The following is a 16443-nucleotide window of genomic DNA, read 5'->3' as shown; positions in this document are numbered from 1 at the left end:
GTTACGGGTGAGGCCCAGCTCTATACCCGCTAACTGTTGTCCGCAGTGCTGGCGCTGCTGCGAGATCCTATTCCCCACCGTGTACCAAGATCCCCTGGCGCTGCTTGTTGATGTAGTTAAGCTGCTTAACCGGAATAAAGGTCCACGCTTCGAGCATTCCCCTGGCCACCTGCGCCACCAGTAGCTGCCCCTGGTATTTCCCGGCTTTGACCATGCTGATAAAACGCCAGCGCAGTTGTACCTGGCCGGTGCCTTTGTGTTGCTCAAACGCGGCCCAGACCTCGGCAGGGGTCTCGATAAGTTCCGGCAGTAGGGGCAGCATTGGGGCGCGGGCAATATCGATATGCTCGGCCAAGGTTTCAGCGTTCACGTACACCGGTACCGGTGCTTTGTCGAATACCCGCTCCGCGCCGCCCAATACATTTTTCGTCAGCGACAGCAGCTCGGCTTTGCTTTGCACCCGTTCAGCCAATGCGGTGTCTGTCGTGGTCACAGGTAGCCTCTCGGGGCGCCCGGCAGTTTGCCAGTTCCCAGGAGTAAGGCTCTGCCAGGCATCCCCCTTGGCAGCCTGCCACTGGGCCATGGCATCATCCGAAAGTTGGCGCCCAAAGGTGGCTTCGCCGGGCGAGTAGTCAAAACCGGCATCGATACCCTTGGGCACCTTGATCACCTCACCGGTTTTCTTGTTGGTGTAGTCCCAGGTTTCTAGTGCCGGCTCATCGGCCACCGTTAAGCCCCGGCGTTTTACCTGGGCGCTGGTATAGCCGCGCACGAAGCAGGTACAGCCCCAGCCATTTTGTGGGAAGTGGGTCCGCCACCACGCGCTGGTTTTAGGCAACAGCTTGCCATTCCAGGCGAGGTGGTCAGGGCGCGGGCTCTCGCTGTTGCCGTGGCGGTACTCCCAATAGTCGAAGCTTTGCAGCTGCTGCCAGCGGCCAGCGTTGTAGCTTTGGCGCAGGTTGGTGTCGTAGATGATCCGCGCCCGCCAGTCGGCGTTGCCGGTATGCTCCCAACCGTGTTTGGCCACGATGTCTTTAAACTGGCTTTTAAAGGTGTTTAACGTGGTGCCATCTTCAATTGCGCTGGTCATGGCGCGGCGCAGGTCGGTTAACAGATCGGCTTTTTGCGCACCGGCTACAACAAAGGCGCGGGTGTGCATGGCGCCCCATATGTCATCCCACGCCGCCGTGGGCATATTGAGCTTGCCTTTGAACCAGTCAATGGCCTGCTGGAACTGGACACCGCCGTACTCTGCCATCAGTTGCCCAGCTCCACGTCGTAGCGCCCGGCAAGCTGCGCCGCAGCCATCGCCTGCTGCATGATGCCAGCAAGGGCCGCCGCTCCTTGGTCTTTGTATGCCTCTATGAGCGCCCGCTCTACGTCATCCCAGCTTTCGGCCTTGTCGACCAATGCGGCTATAGCGGCCACGTCATCGTCCAGTTGCCGCCCCGCGCTGTTGGCCAGTGTTGCCGTCAGTCCGGCCAGTTGGTCTTGCGGCTTTGGCTGGGCTTTGAGGGCGGCAAAGCTCAGCACTGCCGCATTCAGGCCCAACAGGTTGTTGATGGCGGCGTCATCAATGGCGGGGAACCCGGCCTTGATAAGCGCCTTGGCCCGTTGGGTGTCGAGTGTGCCGCTTTGCACCTGCTGGATGATTTCGCTCAAACTGGTGATTTGCGCCCCATTCAGGGCTGTTTGTTGCACTGAGTCGGCCTTGCCTGCTGGTGCAGCCTCTTGCCCAGGCAGGCTGGTTTGCACCATCCCCAATACTGCCTCGCCGTCTTTGGGGACCGGGATTTTCAATTTGTCGTTAACCCAGTTGGCCGGGATCTTCGTGCCCATCTGCACAAGAGGCGGTAAGGCTGCGGCAAAGGCGGTCATGTCCTCCGGTTGCTGGGTGTCAAACTCCAGGCGCAGGCGGCGGCGTGGGTTGTGGTAGTCGCCCTTACCGTTCAGCTCAAGCAGCGGCAACACCAGGTCGCGAGTTAAGGTGCTGGCAATTTGGCGAAGGTCAGCCGCCACCAGCTCTTCGCGCACTTCGTTGTGCACGTTACCCAGGGCGTTGGTGCTGGACTTGCCATCCGCCTGGCTGGTTAGCGTGCCGCCCAAAATCGCCTTGGACTGGCTACGTTCGGCCCAGTCCATCATCGCCATGTAGGGGTCGCTGGCGCCCTTGGCCGCTTCCTGGAACTCGATATCCATACCCTTGGGGATGATGCCACCGGCATTGTGGCCAATGCTCATAATGGCCCGCAGCAGGGTTGATTTTTCAGTGTCGCTAGCGCCAGTGGGGTATTTACCCAGGCGCAGCGGCAGGCCGTAAATCTCCAGGAATTCGGCCAAGTCCCGCACGCTGTAGTTCTTAAACAGGAACGGCCAGGCAAGCACCCGGATAAGCCCGGCGCGGGCGATGTAGCCGCTCTTGGCTTTGTGGCTATGTTGCACCCAGCCCCACTTCCACAGCGGGGCAGACAGGCCACCATCAAGGCGTAGCAGCACGGTGTTGGGATTGTCTTCGTCAACGGTAAAGCGCCGCGCCGGAATGGTCTCTAGTTTGGCCGGGTAATACAGCTGGCCATCGCGAGCCCAGGTGATCTGGCTGTTGTTCATGCCGCGCAGGATCGCATCGCCCATATCGAGCACGAGGTCTTCAAACTCGGGTAGCGAGTTCAGTACCTCGTTCACCATGTCGGCATCGCGCTGCTCTGCATCGCTAGCATTGGGTGGGGTCTTAATCAGCCAGTTTTTACCCAGCAGCGCGTTCTTGCGCTTGGCCAGCTCCGCCATCACATGGGCGTCTTTTTCCTCGATATCGTCGGCCAGGTCTAGCTGGTCTGTCAGGCGGCCTATTTCAGCATCACGCATGATCTCGGCCAACCGCGCAGGGGTCAGGCCACTGGTGGGGTGCTCTACCCACTCACGGCGCACAAAGCCAACCTGGGCGGTGTCGGTCTGCTGGGTTGTCAGTGCCTGGCTATTGCGGCCCAGGCGGGCCTTGATTTTGTCGATGGACATTACCAGCCCCCTTTGATTGATACGTAGTCATCACTGGCCTGTGGGCTGGTTTCATCCCACCGGCTGGCTGATGCGGGTAGTGCGGTAAATTCGATGGTGCCCCCGTCCATGTAAGAGGCGCGCACGGCCATACAAAGGCCCACGGCAAAATCGCCATGGCGCTTACCTTTGCCCTTGGCTTGCACATCGTCTTTACGGCCCTTGTCGATGCCGGGAATGCCGTTTACCAGCTTGATGTGCTGCACGTCATCAAGCACCGACTGGTGGCGCGGTAGCTCCAGGTTGAAGGCTTCAAACTCGCCTTTAAGCTTGGGCATCCATTCGTGGTACCAGGCTTGGCTAAGGTTTACCTGGTCGACCATTTCAATGCCGTATTTGAGCGCCGCTTGCTCGGCGAGATAACCGCCGTTGCCGGTGGCATCGAAAGCCAAGCCCATTAGGCGCGGCAGGCGGTCGCAGATGTAGAACATCACCTGGCGCTGCTGCTCGTAGGTTACGTTGCGCAGCTCAACGGCAAAGGGCACCCGCTTGCGAAGGTCTGGTTTAATGGCAAGCGGCACAAATACGGTTAAGTCGCCACGCCGGGCAAAGTCCTCGCCAAAGCTGTGGCGGTGCTCTGGGTTGAGCGCGGCCAGCAGCGGTTCCAAGAGCTGCTCGCACCAGTCTTTCACCGAGGCCTCACGCATGGTTGGCGTCCAGCCCATGAAGTCATCGGGGGCCTCAAAGCGCAGCACTGGCACGGAATGGTCAGCAACCATGGCGGCTTCTATCAGCACCCGGCTGATGTAACTACCGCCCGACTTGCGGGGCACACAACCGTACTCTTCGTCGGCGCACTCGCTGTTGGGAGCGTTCTTGTAAAGGTTTTCCCGCCATTTCACCTCGCCCGACAGGGTCCACTCTTGGCCGGTGACGTAGCAGATGCGCTTATAGAGCCCATCCTTGATGGCATCGTCCAAGGTGATGCGGTGTACGCTGTAGTCTTTGCGGCCTTCGCGGGCGTCGTTGATGTAGGTGTTAAAGGGGTTATCAACGCCATTGTGGGTGCTGATAAGCCGTACCTTGTTACCCCACATGGTGAGAGCCAGGGCGGCTTTTAGTAGTTCTTCGAGGCTTTCATGGAATGCGGCCTCATCGATAACCACATCCCCTTGCAGGCCGCGAAGGTTTGACGGGCGAGAGCTGAGCGCCTGAATTTTCCGCCCCGTTTTGGGAAAGCGGATCATGTACGTCAGGATCTCTTCTTTCTTGGCACTGTCCCAAAAAGTTTGCTCGTACACATCGGCTTCGGCCAGGCTGTTGAATGCCTTGGCAAAGAGCGCGGCAGCGGCGATGTATTCCAGTGCCATCTCTTTTTTGCTGCCAACGTAAAACGTATTGCAGCCGCCCCGGCGGCGCGGCTTGGCGGCGTTGATCACATTGCGCCCCGCCTCGGCCCAAGTCAGGCCGGTGCGGCGTGACTTCTCGGCGATCATCACCTGGGATTCGTCCTCGAACCAGCGCTGCTGGTAGGGTAAAAAAACCGGCTCGTTGGCCGGTTGGGCGGCGGCCATGTCCTCTGGCACCTCCACCCCAGCCAGCTCCAGCTCTTCGGCCAGGTTAATTTTGCGTGGCTGGCTGGTGGCAGTGAGATGTAGCTTATTGGTGGCCATCTTCTTTTCCCTTTTCGGTTGCGTAGATCCGCCACCCAAGTTGCAGCACTGATACCAGCAGCCACAGCGCCAAGCCCACCAACAGCCAAGCCTGGGCCTTGATGGTCACCGCCAACAGCACCAGGATCAGCACCAGTTGCGAGACCAGGGCCAGCAGCAGGTCGAGTTTCATCACGCTTTCCCCAGCAGAATTTGGCGGATACGGTCTTCGAGCTGCTCGCTCATACCGTCTTCGCCCCGCAATTCTTCACTGACGGCGGCGGCGGCTTCTTCGGCGTAGGCCTGGCGGATCTCTTTCTCGCGCTTGTGGCTTTGCATGGCGGCAGATTCGAGGCGCTGGACGGCCAGCATGGCGTCTTTAATCATGCCCACGTCGGCAACCTCGCCCCCTTCAGACTCGTTTAAAAGCGCCTTAAACAGTTGGCTACGGGCCATTTCAAGAATGAGCTTGGTCACCTCGCCGGTGGGCTTGTTGCCAAGCTCTGCTGTCCATACCTGGGTGATCTCGCGCATTTCCCGCAAGCTTTTGCCCACCGCCTCCATTTTGCTGGCGTAGCGGTTAAGGCCAGGGCGACTGAGCTGCATGTCTTCTGGCAGCTTTGACTGCTCGATAAGCTCGTTAACCGCCTCCAGTATCTCTACTTGGCTCAAGCGGCCGTCGCGCAGCATGCCGTCCAGTTCGCGGCGGATATCCTCCGGCAGTAGGTCTACTTTAGAGCGCCGCCCTCGGGTGGTTTTGTCGCTCATGGGTTAGTCTCCGGCGCTGGGGCGCTTAATGCCCGGCACGCGGGCACGTCCCATGGCGGTGTCTTCGCCGCGCACAGTGAGCCTGGCTACTTGCGAACGGCCTACTGGCGCCAAGCTCAGCTGGCCTTGTTCTTCCAACCAGGCCAGCTGTACCCGCAGGTTGTCGCGGCTGATGTTCAGGCCGTAAGCGTCAAGGCCGTCTTGCAAGATGGACTCGTTCAAATCCATGCCACTTGCCTCATGCAACAGGCGCAAAATCACCAGTCGCTGATGCTCCAGCAGTAGTTGGGCCATCATTTGCGGTCACCCCCTTTTAACTCGTTTTCCAATAACAGATCGCCGATGCGCTCCATGCGTTTAAGTGCCGGGGCAATGCCCTGTATCTGGCCATTAAGGTCGGCAATTTTAATGCTCAGCTCGTGCAAGTCGCGCTGGCTGGGCATGTCTTCAATGCGCCGTTCTAGGCCATCGACCATTCGTGCCAGATCGTTCAGCTCCTGCCGTTTAGCAAAGGTCAGTTGCAGCATGGCCAAAATGCCGCTTACCAACAGGCTGGCAACTGCGATGTAAAGGGGTAACCACTCCGGGTTAAGCCATGCCATGGCGGCTCCTTAGCTCGGCGATTTTCTGGCAATCCACACAGCGCGGCGCATTCGGCAACAGCACCAGCCGCTTAGGTGACACTTGCTCGCCACAGTCAATGCACCACACCCGGCCTTGGGCGTCTTTGTCCTGGGCGGGCTGGTGCATGGTGGCATGCGCAGACAGCGCCCGTTGGCGCTGCTGCTCTTCAAGCTCGCTAGCCCGGTCAAACAGATCAGGCATGCGTTGCATCCTTTTCTTCCAGCCAGGCGTTACTTAGTCCCTGCACGGCAGTCTGGATCTTGGCGGTGTCGGCCTCTAGGCCACCTTCAACCAGCTGCACAGCAAAGTCATCGACCTTGGTTTTGGTACTGGCGGCATAGCGTTCTAATGCCCACAGCACCATTTTTTTGGTGATAAGGGCGGCAACAATGTTTTTACCGGCTGCGAGCAGCAGGTCGATGATCAGTTTGACGTTCATGGCTGTTTTTCCTTGGGTGGGTCGGTGTGTAAATGTGCTGGTAGATATCAACGGGAGAGGGGCTGGCCCAGCCTTCGCAATATTGGTTTTGCATGGTGCCGTCATGGCTATGCAAACCGGGGTGCCCGATAGGCTCCCCGGTGTGGTAGTGGCGCAGCTCGGCTGCCAGTCGGTCGCTCCGCCCCTTGGCAAATGACCACTGCCAGTTGGCGCCCATCATTGCCCCCGCACAACCAGGGTGGCTTCCAAGCCAACGGCGGCCATCACCTTGTCCAAGGTGTTGCGGCTGTTGAGCACCGCCCATTCATTACTCACCACGCCAAAGCGCTCACCCGGAGCAATGCAGCCCTCAAGTTCGCTGGCCTTGTTGGCAACGTGGATAAGGCAGTGGGTACGCAAACTGGGGCCGTTTACCGTGACCCCAAGCGAGGGGCCAGAGATAGCCAGGCAAAGGCCTTTACTGGGGCTGTTATGAGGGGCCAGGGTGTAGGCTCCCTCGGGGATGCAGCTTTTGCCTGGCTTATTGTTCAGCCAGGGGCATTCAACAGTAACCGCAAGGCGGTTGCCGCTGTTGTCGACCAGCTCACCAAAGGTGCCATGCTCAAAATAGCGGCGGCGAAGCGTGAAAGTTTTGGATGACATAAACAAACTGGGCTCTGTGTGTGAGAGCCCAGTTTGTTTAATGGGGTATATGGCGTGGGATGTAAGAGGTTACTTAATTTTTGATGATCAAAACTGGCTAATTAGTCGGTACTTTATACTGGTATTTGTTGCTTCAATCACTTCGATTTCTGCGCCTTTGTACCCAATGACCTTGCTGTCTGACAAGTCATAAATAGCATTACTAACAAGACTTCTGCCTGATTTCCCTATTTCTCGATATGTCATTTTTAGGTGATTATTGGCCTTGCCTTCGTAAATCAACGACTGTTCAACTCCCCCTGAGTTGGGTGCGTTTACTACTTCTTTTGTGTAATTCACTTTGCCACAAGGCACCGTATCTTCAGGTCGGTAAATACAGACCTTGCCGGTCTGCTTATCGATGCGGAATGATGCCGTTGGGGCTGCCAGATCAAACATGCCAAAGGTGATGTAACGACCATCAACGGTCATTGCTGAGTAATAGTCGTTCTGGTCGTCTTCGCCAATTTTAGGGTAGCTGCCAGCCAACAAGGTATAACGGCCTGCTACCTGTTCGCTGTCGAGGTGGATGGCCTCACTTTTGGCAGCAACGCCTTGCTTTAGCATCGCCTGGCCAACCTGTACTGTCTCCACGCTACCCACGGCTGGGAAGCTAAAAGGCTGTTTTACCGGCTGGTAGTTATGGGGTGCTGCGGCACAACCTGCCAACAACACGGTGGTGGCCATCAACAAGTTCTTTTTCATTTTTTGCCCTTTTCCTCATCCTTGAACATCGCCAATTTACCCAACAATAACCAACACTTCTACAACAGTTGCATCTGTACTTTTGCGGTCTGTAATGCTCGCTGTTCTTTAATGATGCTGGCTAACTGCGGGCGGGTTAGACCATATTCGTTTATCAATTGGTCTATATTCCGCCCGTTGAATTTATTCCAAATATCAATGTTACGAAGGGCCGTTTTTAAGCGGTCGTCTTTAGGTAAGTAGAATTGCCGCCCACCCATATAATGGGCCTGGCTAACAACAGCCACCTTAGCCAAGGAACGGGCAGAGGCTTCGGCAAGTCCTTGGCGCTTAAAAGCGCCTTCAAAAATTTCAACCAGATTCACCAGCGTTTGTGGCCATAGCTTCTTTACCTCACTGTCGCTTAGCTGGTCCAGGTGCGTCAGAATTTGGTCCAAGTCGGTGCCCATCATGTCCAGTTGTTGCTCAGCCATGTTTGCCTCCAAATCGTGCCATTTGCTCGTTAAAGAGTGCGTCGTTCTGTTCTTTACTCAGTGAGTGGCTGCTGCGTATCTCCAAGCTTTTATGCTTGATCTCAGGCGCTACAGCGGCGGGCGCAGATGGCATGGTATCCAGCACCTTTTTTAAATACTGGTGGTTAGTCAGCGGCTGCCAGCCGTGCTCGCTGCGTTTTTTAAAGAGGCTGGCCACTGTGCTCTCCAGCGCGTCGCGCAGCTGGGTTTCATTGCAGGTTAACGCCATGGCCTCTTGCATTAGCCGCAGGGCGCGGCTGTTTGAGAGGTCGCTTTTTTCTGGGCGAAACAGGGCAATGTATTGCACCAGCGCCTGGCCCAGCCGTTGCGGCAGTTTGACCACAAAGGCCAGCAGCTCGCGGGTGGCTTCATCGCTCACCATGGCGTCAAGGTGCAAGTTTGACTTGCACACCGGGCAGCGGCTCAGCTTCATTTCGCCTCCTGGTGCTTGCGGTACAGGGCGCACAAGGCCTCATACCATCGCCCGCCGTGAACAGGGTGACCAAGTCGCCGGTAATCATCCAAGGTGATATAAAGGCGGCTTTGAGCAAACTCCCCCCAATGCGGGGCCAGTGCTTGCTCCATTTTGCGGGCGTGCCATTTCTTTAGCGCTTCCAGCGCCTGGGCGGCGCTGTTGGTTTTTAGCCACCCCACATGCGCAACACCCGTCACCTTGGCCACAAATTTGTCGAGCGCTGTTTCTGAGCTGTCACGCACAAAACCTTGCTGGCTCATGGTGATCCAGATAGCCCGGATTTTATCGGCCTCAGCCACCTTGCCACTCCCCGCTTTAGGGCTCATTCGACGGCCATTTACAGCTGGTTTAACAGTGGGTTTAAAGCCTTTCTCTTTAAAGTGCTCCAGCACCGCATCAGCCTGTTCAATGGTCAGTTGCTTGCTAGAGGTTTTACCGGCGCAAAGGTTGGCCAGCACCTGTCGGTACAGCTCGTCATCAAGGCCCAATTTCGACTTGGCGATGTGTATCAGTTGGATTTGCTGTTTAGTGGCCATCAGTACCCCCAAAGCCACAAGACACCAACTCTAAGCCGTCGATTTTCTTGTACTGGCTAACCAGTGTTTTAGCGGTATTGAACAGGGGATCGTAATGGACCAGCACCTTATCTAAATCGCCAAAGGTCTTTTGGGCCAGGCGTTTCCCAAGCCTTTTGATAATGTTGGCTTTTCTCTTTGGTGAAAATGCAGCGCTGGTGCGCTTTCGCCAATACAGCGGTATATCGTCGCGGAACTCTTTGCCATTGGGAAAGGTCCATGCCCCCCGAATATAACCATCCACATACACCGCCAACGCCGTGCGGCCCTCTGCAACATTAGTTCGGCGGATCGTGATTTTGGTATCGCCGTTCTTAAACTCGACAGCGGCAAAATACCCGGCCAGGTTCTCCTGGATCTCAGCCCATTTTTCTTTGGTGATGGCCTTATCCATGGGCCCTCCCAAAAACCTGAGTGTTTACGTACTGCCACCGGGCTGCTTGCAACGGTGTTAACTCTGGGTCGGCGTGGCCATAGGTTAGTGTTGGGCCTTTTATCTCCAGCACTTTAACCAAGTAGTGCCTGGGGGTACCTACAACCTCAACGGCGTAACATTTACAGCGACGAATGGCGCCCAGGATGGTTGCGGCACGTTCGACACTAACGCCAAATTCTGTCTTCAAATCTTTAGAGCCATAAAATTTCCCGGTAGCCAACATCTGCTCAGCAATGGCTCTGTTTTGTGAAATGCTCATTCCACTCTCCCTGCTGGCATCACTAGCCAGCGCTTATTAATTACAGTGTTCTTCGTTCCTGTACGGTCGTGTTGCAGCAGCACATCAGCGAACACCACGGCGCCCAGTAGCTCGGCACCTTTGGCTACGGCTTCGCTTAGGCTTTCGCACTCGCCCAACTCCACCACCACCGGCTGGCCTTTTTTGGCTACCACGTTGGCGGTCATGGTCATGGCTGCTGCGACATACCTCATTTAGCCATTGCCTCCAGCGCGGCTTTGCCAGCACTCAGTAACGCCAAGCGGCGTTGCTCTTGGCCTGGCTGCCCTTGCAGGCAATGCAGTGCCGCAGTGGCTTTAACCGCCGCATCCATCGGGCTGACTTTGGTCAGGGTATTGAGGGTCTTGGTGATGTGCTGGACACTGCCCGTCACCAAACCGTGCATTTGTTCGTTCATGGGTTCTCCTCGGTTGCTCATCAGTACCGGACCACCACGCCCGGCAGACGCCCCCGGAGGGGCGTTTCGCTTAAGAGACTTTCTCGCCGTTCAGCTCGGTCAGTCGCACATCAAGGCGCAGGGTCATGCCGCCCAGCTGCACATCCAGGGTGATGTCGTCTCGGCCCTGCTGGCCGATGGTTCGCATACACTCGCGCACAAGGTCGGCAGCACTCATGCGGGGGTCGAGTTGAAGGATCTCTTGGGTCATGGCGTCTCTCCTTAGAGCTTGGCGATGTCGAGTGAAAGCTGTTTGTACCGGCCTTGCTCATCCCGCTGGTACAGACGCAGGTAGCTGCTGGTGCCCACCACGTTGATGGAGTCAGCAATGGCGTCCATGGCGGCCAGCCACTTGGGGTGTTCGATGGAAAGCTTGCGAAGGGAAAGCACTTGATTAACGTCGATGTGCCCTTCCTTGTTGACCCTAAAGGCGTGGTCAATCAGCGCCCGCAGCTCGGAGCTTGCGCCTTCTGACCACTCGCTGATGCACTGGTCAATCAGGCTTTTGGCGGCTTGAATGCGCTCGTCAAACTTGCGGTGCTCGCCCTGTGCCAGCTGCACTTGGTATTCACCGTCGTAACTGGTGAGGCTGACATTGCCCTTACGGCCGCCCCAGTTGACGTTGTACTGCTCGGCAGACAGCTCAACGAATGAGGCGATCTCACCCATGGCGCCAGCCTTAAAGGCGGCAAGACGCTGCTGCTCGGCCTGGGCCTGCTGCACTAGGCGCATCACCAGGTCGTCACGGATCACATCAATAGGTTTGATCTGGTCTTCGGGTACCAGGTGGCCCAGGGCGTTTTTGCGGTAGCCGGTTTGGGTGTTAGTGGACATGGTGCTTCTCCTGTAATTCCTGTTCTGTTTGGGTAACGGCTTGCTGGACAACGGCAGTGGCTCGCTTAACGGCCTCGCGTAGTTCCAAGCTCAGCTCCATATGAAAGGCCTCTTCCATGGCATCACCCTGGGTGAGCTTGTTTTTCACCACGTTGATGTGTGATCCACTGGCGGTTACGTTGCGCGTGATGATCATTTCCAGCTTTACGCTCATCCCCGTTCCTCCTGCCAACACACGATGCACCCGGCGTAACGAGCCACCATTTGGTTAGTGCGCCGCCCGTTGGCGCTGCTTCTCACGCTGACGGCCTCGCCGGTCAACTTCTTACCTGGCTTAGCCACGGTGATCACTGGACGGGTGTTGCCCATTGCTGCCGTTATGATCTGCACACCTTGGTTGGCAAGGCGTTGCAAGGCTTTGGACAGGGCTAGGCTCTGTGCACAAATCGCCTGGTTTTGCGGGGTTATGGTTTTGGGTTGCATGTCAGGCTCCTTACTCGTTGCCTTCGAGGTCTTTGAACGCGGCGCGGATGTGCTGCTCGCCCAGGGGTTGGTCGCTACCACCGGCCAGCATCGCGGCCAGGCGCAGGGTTTGGTTCAGGATGCGCAGGGCGCCGGGGCGCTCGGCGATCTGCTGAAGCAGCGCTTGCTCGGCCTTATCGGTGAGCCCCCAGGCTGCTGCTATTGCGTTGACGTCGGTTTGCTTGGCTTTGTGCACGCCCATCTTTTTGGCAATGCGGGAGAACAGCCGGGCAAAATCCTCGCTGCGGCGGCCACCGGTTAGCTGGGTGTAAACCCGGTTGTTGCCCATCAGCACCATGCCGATGCCGGTTTGCTCCTGGAGGATGCGCAGCTCTTCCAGCGCGGCGTATTCAAGGTGGTCGGCCTCGTCCACCACCACCATGCCACCGGTGCCTTGCAGGCGGTGTTTAACGGCGCGGCTAAGCTGGCCCTTACGCCGAGGTGCATCGTCCATGCGCAGCTCCAGTGCCAACTCGAAGAGGATTTCAGTTGTGGTGGCGCAGCTGGGTGAGGCTGTGATCAGCCACACGTTGCTGTGCTGCTTGGCATACTCACGGGCGGCAGTGGTTTTACCTACCCCTGACGCGCCATACACCACGCTGATGGTTTCGGCGGCGTGGGCATAACCCAACGCACCAAAAATGTTGCTCGCAGTTTGGGTTTCCACGAACCGAGGAGCAGCGGGCAACGTGCTGGTGCGGGTATTACGCAGTTCAAGCCATTTGGCCAGCGCCTTAACGATGCGGTCTGTATCGCCTTTGTAGTTCCCTTTAAGCACTTGGCTTATGGCCGCGGGGCTCACGCCAATGGCGCGGGCAACCGCAGATCCATTGGTATCACCCGCTTCAATCAGTGTTTTTACCTGCTCGATGGTGTTGGCGGCTTTCGTTTTCAGTTCAACAACGTTCATGGTGTGCTCTCCCTTAAAGACGATTTTTGTTGCGTTGCGCCATCAGTTGGGCAACGCCCCGGTTAAAGGCAGTCTCGGTATCAATGTCAGTTACGGCATCTGAGGCGGCTTTAACGCGGGTGGCGGTTTTGATTAGGGTGTTACCTTCGCGCAGGTGCACAAGCTCGCTGGCCGCAGGGGCTGGCGTGGTGGGGTGTTCTGGCTCGGGTAACAGTTGGGCAGCTTCCATTGCTGACATTGCCTGGTGGGCGCTGGCGGCGTCCTTGTTCGCCCGGACAAATTGCTTGCGCTTGCGGTCGTGCTCGCGGCCCTCGCTGCGGCTGCCAAACGCGACTTTTTCAAGGCACGAGGCTTCACACAGGTAAAGACCATTAAGGGTGTAGAGGTGCACGCTGCTGTGCAGCGCGTCGGGGTCAAACCGCACCACTACCTTTTGGCCAACCATGGCCAGCAGGCTTTCGTGGTGGTAGCGGTTCTGGCGCTGGGCTATCTTGCCGCCCGCATCCAAGGTAATGGTGCCGTACTTGCTCACGCGCACCGCCTCGGCGCTGAGTAGCAACAGGCGGCGTTGCTCGCTGCTGGCTTTGCGCACCGTGGAATCGGCGTAACTTTCAGCAAAGGCTGCATCAAAACTCAGTACGCCCCGGCAGGCTTCGGTTTTGCGGTTAGCGCGGGCGTTAAACATCGCCACGCCTTCAGCCAGAGCCCGCTCAAACTCGGCTACCGTGGCCGCCCGTTCACCATAATTATCAGGCTTGGCCATGGGATTGGCGCCGGTATAGGCGCCTTGCAGCAGCGGGTGCAGGTCCACCATTTCTTCCATGCCGCCCACACCAAAGGCGCGTTCGATAGGCTTGGCCTGGCCATGACCCTTGCCAAAGAAAACGGACGTCCAGTGCAGCTTGATGCCCAGCATTGGGATAAGCCCGAGCGGATCATCAGCTTTGACTTTGAACCGGTACCGGTTAGGCACACCGCCCGTCAGCCACTTGTTGGCGGCAGCGCGGGTGTTATCGATGGTGATGTGGCTGGGAATACCGTAGTTATCGATCACGTCCAGCAGCGCCAGGCGGATCATGTCGGTGTTCTCGCTGATATCCGTGCGCCAACCAATGATTTTGCGGGTGCGAATGTCCTGCCAAAACCACGTTTTAGGGCGGATCACTTCGCCGTTGTACCACTTCACAAACACGTTGTGTTGGTAGCCGTCGCCGTTGATCCATTCCATGGCAGAAACATCCAGCACGCTGCGCTGCTGGGGCGGGTAAAGCTGCATTAAGGCGTGCTCACCCTGGCGCAGCAGCACCTGGTGTTCGTGCGGCACTTCGGCGTCAAGGCGGCGGCGCAAGCTGTCTTCGCTGGGCACTTGCCAGCCGTGCTTATTGGCAGCGGCGCAGGTGCGTAGGTAACAGGCACTAAAGGTGGGCTGCTCCAGGCGCAGGTAATCGGCTTTTAGGTAGTCCCACGCCTCGGGGCTCACATCGGCACGGCGTTGGTCTTTAATGTTCTGCGCTACCAGTTTGTTTTTTGGCAGCAGTGCCGGTGCCCAGTCGGCTTGGTCAATATCTTTAACCATCGCCCAATAGCGGCGCAGCGTCGGTAAAGCGGCGTTGAAGTTGTCAGCCACAAACTGGTAAGCGTCCATCAGCTTGGTACCTGACTGCACCATCATCGCTACCGCGTTAACCAGCTCCAGGCGCTCGGCGGCTTTGGCCTGGGCCTTGTCTCCGGCCCGTTCCCAATTCGACCACAGTGCCTCGGGGCTATAGCGCTGAGCTTTGGTTTTAGGAGCGGCAAAGGTTTGGTTGCCAAGTTGCACCAGGCCAAGCCGCTTTAGCAGTGCTGCACGGGCATGTTCCGGCAGCAGTGAGTAGTGATACTCAAAGGCCTTGGTGCCGTTACGTTTGCGCTTTTTCTCCGGGCAGGCCTCGGCCAAGCGGTCGAGGGATTTGCGCATGCCTCGCTCGGTACCAGGCAAGTCAGCTAATCCAGTTAGTTCAGCGGCAGAGAGCCATTCACAACCTTGTGTCATGCGCTCTCTCCTTGAAGTTCTTGGTATCTACTTGGCCAAATCTCGCTAACTTCCAGCCCTATAGCGTCAGCGATAATCCGTTCGCCTTTTGGCCATGGGCGAGCCATGGCATTAGCTAAAGTTCCTGAAGACAACCCGTTGTCGCGTGAGAGTGCACTGAGTGATGTTCCACGTTTTTTCAGTGCAGCAATTATGTCAGCACGGTGCATATCCTTGATGGGAGTTCCCATTTTGGGAAAATTCTGCGATTCTTGTTTGTTATGCATCTTAATAACTCGTTTGGATTATCAAACTTAGGAACGAGTTTTGATCATCAAAAGGAACAGGTCAATACCTTTTTGTTCCTTTTAATGAAATTGGTTTCCAAGGAAAGGACCAGTCGCTAGAGGCCATACAGCAATGAATGACGAAAAAAAGGAACAGGGTAATGAGAAAAGGAACGGAGTTCCTATTGTTGATAGCGAAAAAGGAACTGAGCTATTCATCACCAGACTGAGAACGCTGGTTAATGAGGCCGGAGGTGGGCGGCAGTTTGCACGTGACATTGGCATGTCCTACAGCAAGCTGCATAACTACATGTCTGGCGTTAGTAAGCCGACGCTGGACAGCCTTATTGCTTTGGCTGAGGGTGGCGGGGTGTCGTTGGATTGGCTTGCTCTTGGTGACGAAAACAGACACCCAAAGAGCAAACCTAAGCATGATCTGGAATGGGTAACGGCTGCTGAGGTAGCTGGGTTGCCTGGTATGCCAACAACGGATAGGCGTGCACGGGAAGAGCTGGACCAGCTCGTAGCAGGCGACACGGCCATGAAGCGCAAGCGTGCTGGCTCCAGAGCAACGGAGTATCACATAGCGTTGTTGCCATCACAGGCTAGGGATGCCTTAAAAAAGGCATCTGAAGTAAGAGACACGGTTGCGAGCTACGAACCCAGCACCGACTTCATGACAGAGTTCTCGCTTATCCCTGGTTACCGGGTCCAGGTATCAGCTGGACATGGCAGCTTCAACGGCGACGATCAGCCTCCTGTTCGGCATTTAGCGTTCAGGCGTAAATGGCTGTCTTTCAGAGGTTTTGCAGAAAAGGACTTGGTTATTGTTTGGGCCAAAGGCGACAGCATGTACCCAACGATCAGCAACAACGATAGCCTGGTTATAAACACGGCCAGGAAAACGCCAAAAGACGGCCACATGTACGTGTTTAGGCAAGATGACTCTCTGATGGTGAAGCGCTTCCAACAGCGCCTCGACAAGTGGGTGTTGCTATCAGATAACACTGTTTACCCTGAAATAGTGGTGCCCAAAGATGAGCAGCACAACTTTCAGGTGATAGGCCAAGTGGTGCATATCGCCAAAGATGTCGGTGATTAAGTATCCTAACCTAGAGGTTATAAGGGCGTTTATCGCCCTTTTTTAAAACCTGTTTGAAGCCAGTCTTAACCCCCTCAGTCAGTGCTCAAAACACAAGCGTAAAACGCAGCCACCAGCGTGGCATTGATCAAACTCCCCGCCCGATCAAAAAAGGGCAGCCATCAATGGCCGCCCCTCGCTAAACT

Annotated in this window: 27 protein-coding genes and 1 other RNA gene; 1 reads left to right on the top strand and 27 read right to left on the bottom strand. The window is 56.6% G+C overall.

Going from position 1 to position 16443, the window contains the following annotated elements; translation table 11 throughout:
• Nucleotides 1–67 precede the first annotated feature (67 nt).
• The 27 genes from DW350_RS17600 to DW350_RS17470 all read right to left on the bottom strand — a co-directional run bounded on the left by DW350_RS17600 (nucleotide 68) and on the right by DW350_RS17470 (nucleotide 15156).
• A complete protein-coding gene (locus tag DW350_RS17600; protein WP_115720187.1) occupies nucleotides 68–1258 on the bottom strand; it encodes a PBECR2 nuclease fold domain-containing protein in 1191 nt (396 codons plus the stop codon).
• Entirely contained in the window at nucleotides 1258–3012 is a 1755-nt protein-coding gene (locus DW350_RS17595; RefSeq protein WP_115720186.1) for a DUF935 domain-containing protein, read from the bottom strand. The genes DW350_RS17600 and DW350_RS17595 overlap by 1 nt, the downstream gene beginning before the upstream one ends.
• Nucleotides 3012–4664, bottom strand: coding sequence for a hypothetical protein (locus tag DW350_RS17590; RefSeq protein WP_115720185.1), 1653 nt, complete (start codon nucleotides 4662–4664; stop codon nucleotides 3012–3014). The genes DW350_RS17595 and DW350_RS17590 overlap by 1 nt, the downstream gene beginning before the upstream one ends.
• Complete coding sequence (locus DW350_RS17585) at nucleotides 4651–4836, bottom strand: hypothetical protein (protein WP_115720184.1); 186 nt, start codon at nucleotides 4834–4836, stop codon at nucleotides 4651–4653. The genes DW350_RS17590 and DW350_RS17585 overlap by 14 nt, the downstream gene beginning before the upstream one ends.
• On the bottom strand, nucleotides 4836–5411 hold the full coding sequence (locus DW350_RS17580; protein WP_115720183.1) for a DUF3486 family protein: 576 nt from the start codon (nucleotides 5409–5411) through the stop codon (nucleotides 4836–4838). Before DW350_RS17580 ends, DW350_RS17585 begins: the two co-directional genes overlap by 1 nt.
• 3 nt (nucleotides 5412–5414) lie before the next feature.
• A complete protein-coding gene (locus DW350_RS17575; RefSeq protein WP_115720182.1) occupies nucleotides 5415–5708 on the bottom strand; it encodes a VpaChn25_0724 family phage protein in 294 nt (97 codons plus the stop codon).
• Nucleotides 5705–6013, bottom strand: a complete 309-nt coding sequence (locus tag DW350_RS17570; RefSeq protein WP_115720181.1) for a DUF2730 family protein — start codon at nucleotides 6011–6013, stop codon at nucleotides 5705–5707. The genes DW350_RS17575 and DW350_RS17570 overlap by 4 nt, the downstream gene beginning before the upstream one ends.
• On the bottom strand, nucleotides 6000–6236 hold the full coding sequence (locus DW350_RS17565) for a TraR/DksA C4-type zinc finger protein (RefSeq protein ID WP_226911353.1): 237 nt from the start codon (nucleotides 6234–6236) through the stop codon (nucleotides 6000–6002). The genes DW350_RS17570 and DW350_RS17565 overlap by 14 nt, the downstream gene beginning before the upstream one ends.
• Entirely contained in the window at nucleotides 6229–6474 is a 246-nt protein-coding gene (locus DW350_RS17560) for a hypothetical protein (RefSeq protein ID WP_115720180.1), read from the bottom strand. Before DW350_RS17560 ends, DW350_RS17565 begins: the two co-directional genes overlap by 8 nt.
• Nucleotides 6431–6691, bottom strand: a complete 261-nt coding sequence (locus DW350_RS19920; protein WP_503487523.1) for a hypothetical protein — start codon at nucleotides 6689–6691, stop codon at nucleotides 6431–6433. The genes DW350_RS17560 and DW350_RS19920 overlap by 44 nt, the downstream gene beginning before the upstream one ends.
• A complete protein-coding gene (locus DW350_RS17550; protein ID WP_226911352.1) occupies nucleotides 6691–7116 on the bottom strand; it encodes a DUF5675 family protein in 426 nt (141 codons plus the stop codon). The genes DW350_RS19920 and DW350_RS17550 overlap by 1 nt, the downstream gene beginning before the upstream one ends.
• A gap of 87 nt (nucleotides 7117–7203) precedes the next feature.
• Nucleotides 7204–7860: a hypothetical protein gene (locus DW350_RS17545; RefSeq protein WP_115720177.1), complete on the bottom strand. Its 657-nt coding sequence runs from the start codon at nucleotides 7858–7860 to the stop codon at nucleotides 7204–7206.
• 59 nt (nucleotides 7861–7919) lie between these two features.
• Nucleotides 7920–8333 carry a Mor transcription activator family protein gene (locus DW350_RS17540; protein ID WP_115720176.1) on the bottom strand — a complete coding sequence of 138 codons (414 nt, stop codon included), beginning with the start codon at nucleotides 8331–8333 and terminating at the stop codon, nucleotides 7920–7922.
• The gene (locus DW350_RS17535; protein ID WP_115720175.1) at nucleotides 8326–8805 is read right to left on the bottom strand and encodes an HI_1489 N-terminal domain-containing protein; all 480 of its coding nucleotides are present in this window, start codon (nucleotides 8803–8805) and stop codon (nucleotides 8326–8328) included. Before DW350_RS17535 ends, DW350_RS17540 begins: the two co-directional genes overlap by 8 nt.
• Nucleotides 8802–9383, bottom strand: coding sequence for a gp16 family protein (locus tag DW350_RS17530; protein WP_115720174.1), 582 nt, complete (start codon nucleotides 9381–9383; stop codon nucleotides 8802–8804). Before DW350_RS17530 ends, DW350_RS17535 begins: the two co-directional genes overlap by 4 nt.
• Nucleotides 9373–9816: a hypothetical protein gene (locus DW350_RS17525; RefSeq protein WP_115720173.1), complete on the bottom strand. Its 444-nt coding sequence runs from the start codon at nucleotides 9814–9816 to the stop codon at nucleotides 9373–9375. The genes DW350_RS17530 and DW350_RS17525 overlap by 11 nt, the downstream gene beginning before the upstream one ends.
• Entirely contained in the window at nucleotides 9809–10117 is a 309-nt protein-coding gene (locus tag DW350_RS17520; protein WP_115720172.1) for a hypothetical protein, read from the bottom strand. Before DW350_RS17520 ends, DW350_RS17525 begins: the two co-directional genes overlap by 8 nt.
• Nucleotides 10114–10350 carry a hypothetical protein gene (locus DW350_RS17515; RefSeq protein ID WP_152033009.1) on the bottom strand — a complete coding sequence of 79 codons (237 nt, stop codon included), beginning with the start codon at nucleotides 10348–10350 and terminating at the stop codon, nucleotides 10114–10116. Before DW350_RS17515 ends, DW350_RS17520 begins: the two co-directional genes overlap by 4 nt.
• Nucleotides 10347–10553, bottom strand: a complete 207-nt coding sequence (locus tag DW350_RS17510; RefSeq protein ID WP_115720170.1) for a hypothetical protein — start codon at nucleotides 10551–10553, stop codon at nucleotides 10347–10349. The genes DW350_RS17515 and DW350_RS17510 overlap by 4 nt, the downstream gene beginning before the upstream one ends.
• A gap of 7 nt (nucleotides 10554–10560) precedes the next feature.
• Nucleotides 10561–10625, bottom strand: an RNA gene (locus DW350_RS17505) — hammerhead ribozyme type II.
• Nucleotides 10624–10803, bottom strand: a complete 180-nt coding sequence (locus DW350_RS17500; RefSeq protein WP_115720169.1) for a hypothetical protein — start codon at nucleotides 10801–10803, stop codon at nucleotides 10624–10626. The genes DW350_RS17505 and DW350_RS17500 overlap by 2 nt, the downstream gene beginning before the upstream one ends.
• An 11-nt stretch (nucleotides 10804–10814) precedes the next feature.
• Nucleotides 10815–11426, bottom strand: coding sequence for a DUF3164 family protein (locus DW350_RS17495; RefSeq protein WP_115720168.1), 612 nt, complete (start codon nucleotides 11424–11426; stop codon nucleotides 10815–10817).
• Nucleotides 11416–11640, bottom strand: coding sequence for a hypothetical protein (locus DW350_RS17490; RefSeq protein WP_115720167.1), 225 nt, complete (start codon nucleotides 11638–11640; stop codon nucleotides 11416–11418). Before DW350_RS17490 ends, DW350_RS17495 begins: the two co-directional genes overlap by 11 nt.
• Nucleotides 11637–11909 (bottom strand): Kil protein family, encoded by a 273-nt coding sequence (locus tag DW350_RS17485; protein ID WP_115720166.1) that lies wholly within the window; start codon nucleotides 11907–11909, stop codon nucleotides 11637–11639. The genes DW350_RS17490 and DW350_RS17485 overlap by 4 nt, the downstream gene beginning before the upstream one ends.
• Before the next feature lie 10 nt (nucleotides 11910–11919).
• Nucleotides 11920–12858 carry an AAA family ATPase gene (locus DW350_RS17480; protein WP_115720165.1) on the bottom strand — a complete coding sequence of 313 codons (939 nt, stop codon included), beginning with the start codon at nucleotides 12856–12858 and terminating at the stop codon, nucleotides 11920–11922.
• Nucleotides 12859–12871: 13 nt separating this feature from the next.
• On the bottom strand, nucleotides 12872–14890 hold the full coding sequence (locus tag DW350_RS17475) for a transposase domain-containing protein (protein WP_115720164.1): 2019 nt from the start codon (nucleotides 14888–14890) through the stop codon (nucleotides 12872–12874).
• The gene (locus DW350_RS17470) at nucleotides 14887–15156 is read right to left on the bottom strand and encodes a helix-turn-helix domain-containing protein (RefSeq protein WP_115720163.1); all 270 of its coding nucleotides are present in this window, start codon (nucleotides 15154–15156) and stop codon (nucleotides 14887–14889) included. The genes DW350_RS17475 and DW350_RS17470 overlap by 4 nt, the downstream gene beginning before the upstream one ends.
• 133 nt (nucleotides 15157–15289) lie before the next feature.
• On the opposite strand from DW350_RS17470, the gene DW350_RS19665 reads away from it, so the two are divergent.
• Complete coding sequence (locus DW350_RS19665; protein WP_226911351.1) at nucleotides 15290–16258, top strand: S24 family peptidase; 969 nt, start codon at nucleotides 15290–15292, stop codon at nucleotides 16256–16258.
• Nucleotides 16259–16443: the final 185 nt, after the last annotated feature.

This window comes from Gallaecimonas mangrovi (genome assembly GCF_003367375.1).
In the GTDB taxonomy this organism is placed as follows: Bacteria; Pseudomonadota; Gammaproteobacteria; order Enterobacterales; family Gallaecimonadaceae; genus Gallaecimonas; species Gallaecimonas mangrovi.
The sequence above is the reverse complement of the archived record's forward strand: the minus strand, read 5'-3'. Positions and strand labels throughout refer to the sequence as shown.

What these genes read in the sequence shown, in the direction of transcription:
- DW350_RS17600 (WP_115720187.1), bottom strand. Translation starts at nt 1,258, where the DNA reads ATGGCAGAGTACGGCGGTGTCCAGTTCCAGCAGGCCATTGACTGGTTC.
- DW350_RS17595 (WP_115720186.1), bottom strand. Translation starts at nt 3,012, where the DNA reads ATGTCCATCGACAAAATCAAGGCCCGCCTGGGCCGCAATAGCCAGGCA.
- DW350_RS17590 (WP_115720185.1), bottom strand. Translation starts at nt 4,664, where the DNA reads ATGGCCACCAATAAGCTACATCTCACTGCCACCAGCCAGCCACGCAAA.
- DW350_RS17585 (WP_115720184.1), bottom strand. Translation starts at nt 4,836, where the DNA reads ATGAAACTCGACCTGCTGCTGGCCCTGGTCTCGCAACTGGTGCTGATC.
- DW350_RS17580 (WP_115720183.1), bottom strand. Translation starts at nt 5,411, where the DNA reads ATGAGCGACAAAACCACCCGAGGGCGGCGCTCTAAAGTAGACCTACTG.
- DW350_RS17575 (WP_115720182.1), bottom strand. Translation starts at nt 5,708, where the DNA reads ATGATGGCCCAACTACTGCTGGAGCATCAGCGACTGGTGATTTTGCGC.
- DW350_RS17570 (WP_115720181.1), bottom strand. Translation starts at nt 6,013, where the DNA reads ATGGCATGGCTTAACCCGGAGTGGTTACCCCTTTACATCGCAGTTGCC.
- DW350_RS17565 (WP_226911353.1), bottom strand. Translation starts at nt 6,236, where the DNA reads ATGCCTGATCTGTTTGACCGGGCTAGCGAGCTTGAAGAGCAGCAGCGC.
- DW350_RS17560 (WP_115720180.1), bottom strand. Translation starts at nt 6,474, where the DNA reads ATGAACGTCAAACTGATCATCGACCTGCTGCTCGCAGCCGGTAAAAAC.
- DW350_RS19920 (WP_503487523.1), bottom strand. Translation starts at nt 6,691, where the DNA reads ATGGGCGCCAACTGGCAGTGGTCATTTGCCAAGGGGCGGAGCGACCGA.
- DW350_RS17550 (WP_226911352.1), bottom strand. Translation starts at nt 7,116, where the DNA reads ATGTCATCCAAAACTTTCACGCTTCGCCGCCGCTATTTTGAGCATGGC.
- DW350_RS17545 (WP_115720177.1), bottom strand. Translation starts at nt 7,860, where the DNA reads ATGAAAAAGAACTTGTTGATGGCCACCACCGTGTTGTTGGCAGGTTGT.
- DW350_RS17540 (WP_115720176.1), bottom strand. Translation starts at nt 8,333, where the DNA reads ATGGCTGAGCAACAACTGGACATGATGGGCACCGACTTGGACCAAATT.
- DW350_RS17535 (WP_115720175.1), bottom strand. Translation starts at nt 8,805, where the DNA reads ATGAAGCTGAGCCGCTGCCCGGTGTGCAAGTCAAACTTGCACCTTGAC.
- DW350_RS17530 (WP_115720174.1), bottom strand. Translation starts at nt 9,383, where the DNA reads ATGGCCACTAAACAGCAAATCCAACTGATACACATCGCCAAGTCGAAA.
- DW350_RS17525 (WP_115720173.1), bottom strand. Translation starts at nt 9,816, where the DNA reads ATGGATAAGGCCATCACCAAAGAAAAATGGGCTGAGATCCAGGAGAAC.
- DW350_RS17520 (WP_115720172.1), bottom strand. Translation starts at nt 10,117, where the DNA reads ATGAGCATTTCACAAAACAGAGCCATTGCTGAGCAGATGTTGGCTACC.
- DW350_RS17515 (WP_152033009.1), bottom strand. Translation starts at nt 10,350, where the DNA reads ATGAGGTATGTCGCAGCAGCCATGACCATGACCGCCAACGTGGTAGCC.
- DW350_RS17510 (WP_115720170.1), bottom strand. Translation starts at nt 10,553, where the DNA reads ATGAACGAACAAATGCACGGTTTGGTGACGGGCAGTGTCCAGCACATC.
- DW350_RS17500 (WP_115720169.1), bottom strand. Translation starts at nt 10,803, where the DNA reads ATGACCCAAGAGATCCTTCAACTCGACCCCCGCATGAGTGCTGCCGAC.
- DW350_RS17495 (WP_115720168.1), bottom strand. Translation starts at nt 11,426, where the DNA reads ATGTCCACTAACACCCAAACCGGCTACCGCAAAAACGCCCTGGGCCAC.
- DW350_RS17490 (WP_115720167.1), bottom strand. Translation starts at nt 11,640, where the DNA reads ATGAGCGTAAAGCTGGAAATGATCATCACGCGCAACGTAACCGCCAGT.
- DW350_RS17485 (WP_115720166.1), bottom strand. Translation starts at nt 11,909, where the DNA reads ATGCAACCCAAAACCATAACCCCGCAAAACCAGGCGATTTGTGCACAG.
- DW350_RS17480 (WP_115720165.1), bottom strand. Translation starts at nt 12,858, where the DNA reads ATGAACGTTGTTGAACTGAAAACGAAAGCCGCCAACACCATCGAGCAG.
- DW350_RS17475 (WP_115720164.1), bottom strand. Translation starts at nt 14,890, where the DNA reads ATGACACAAGGTTGTGAATGGCTCTCTGCCGCTGAACTAACTGGATTA.
- DW350_RS17470 (WP_115720163.1), bottom strand. Translation starts at nt 15,156, where the DNA reads ATGCATAACAAACAAGAATCGCAGAATTTTCCCAAAATGGGAACTCCC.
- DW350_RS19665 (WP_226911351.1), top strand. Translation starts at nt 15,290, where the DNA reads ATGAATGACGAAAAAAAGGAACAGGGTAATGAGAAAAGGAACGGAGTT.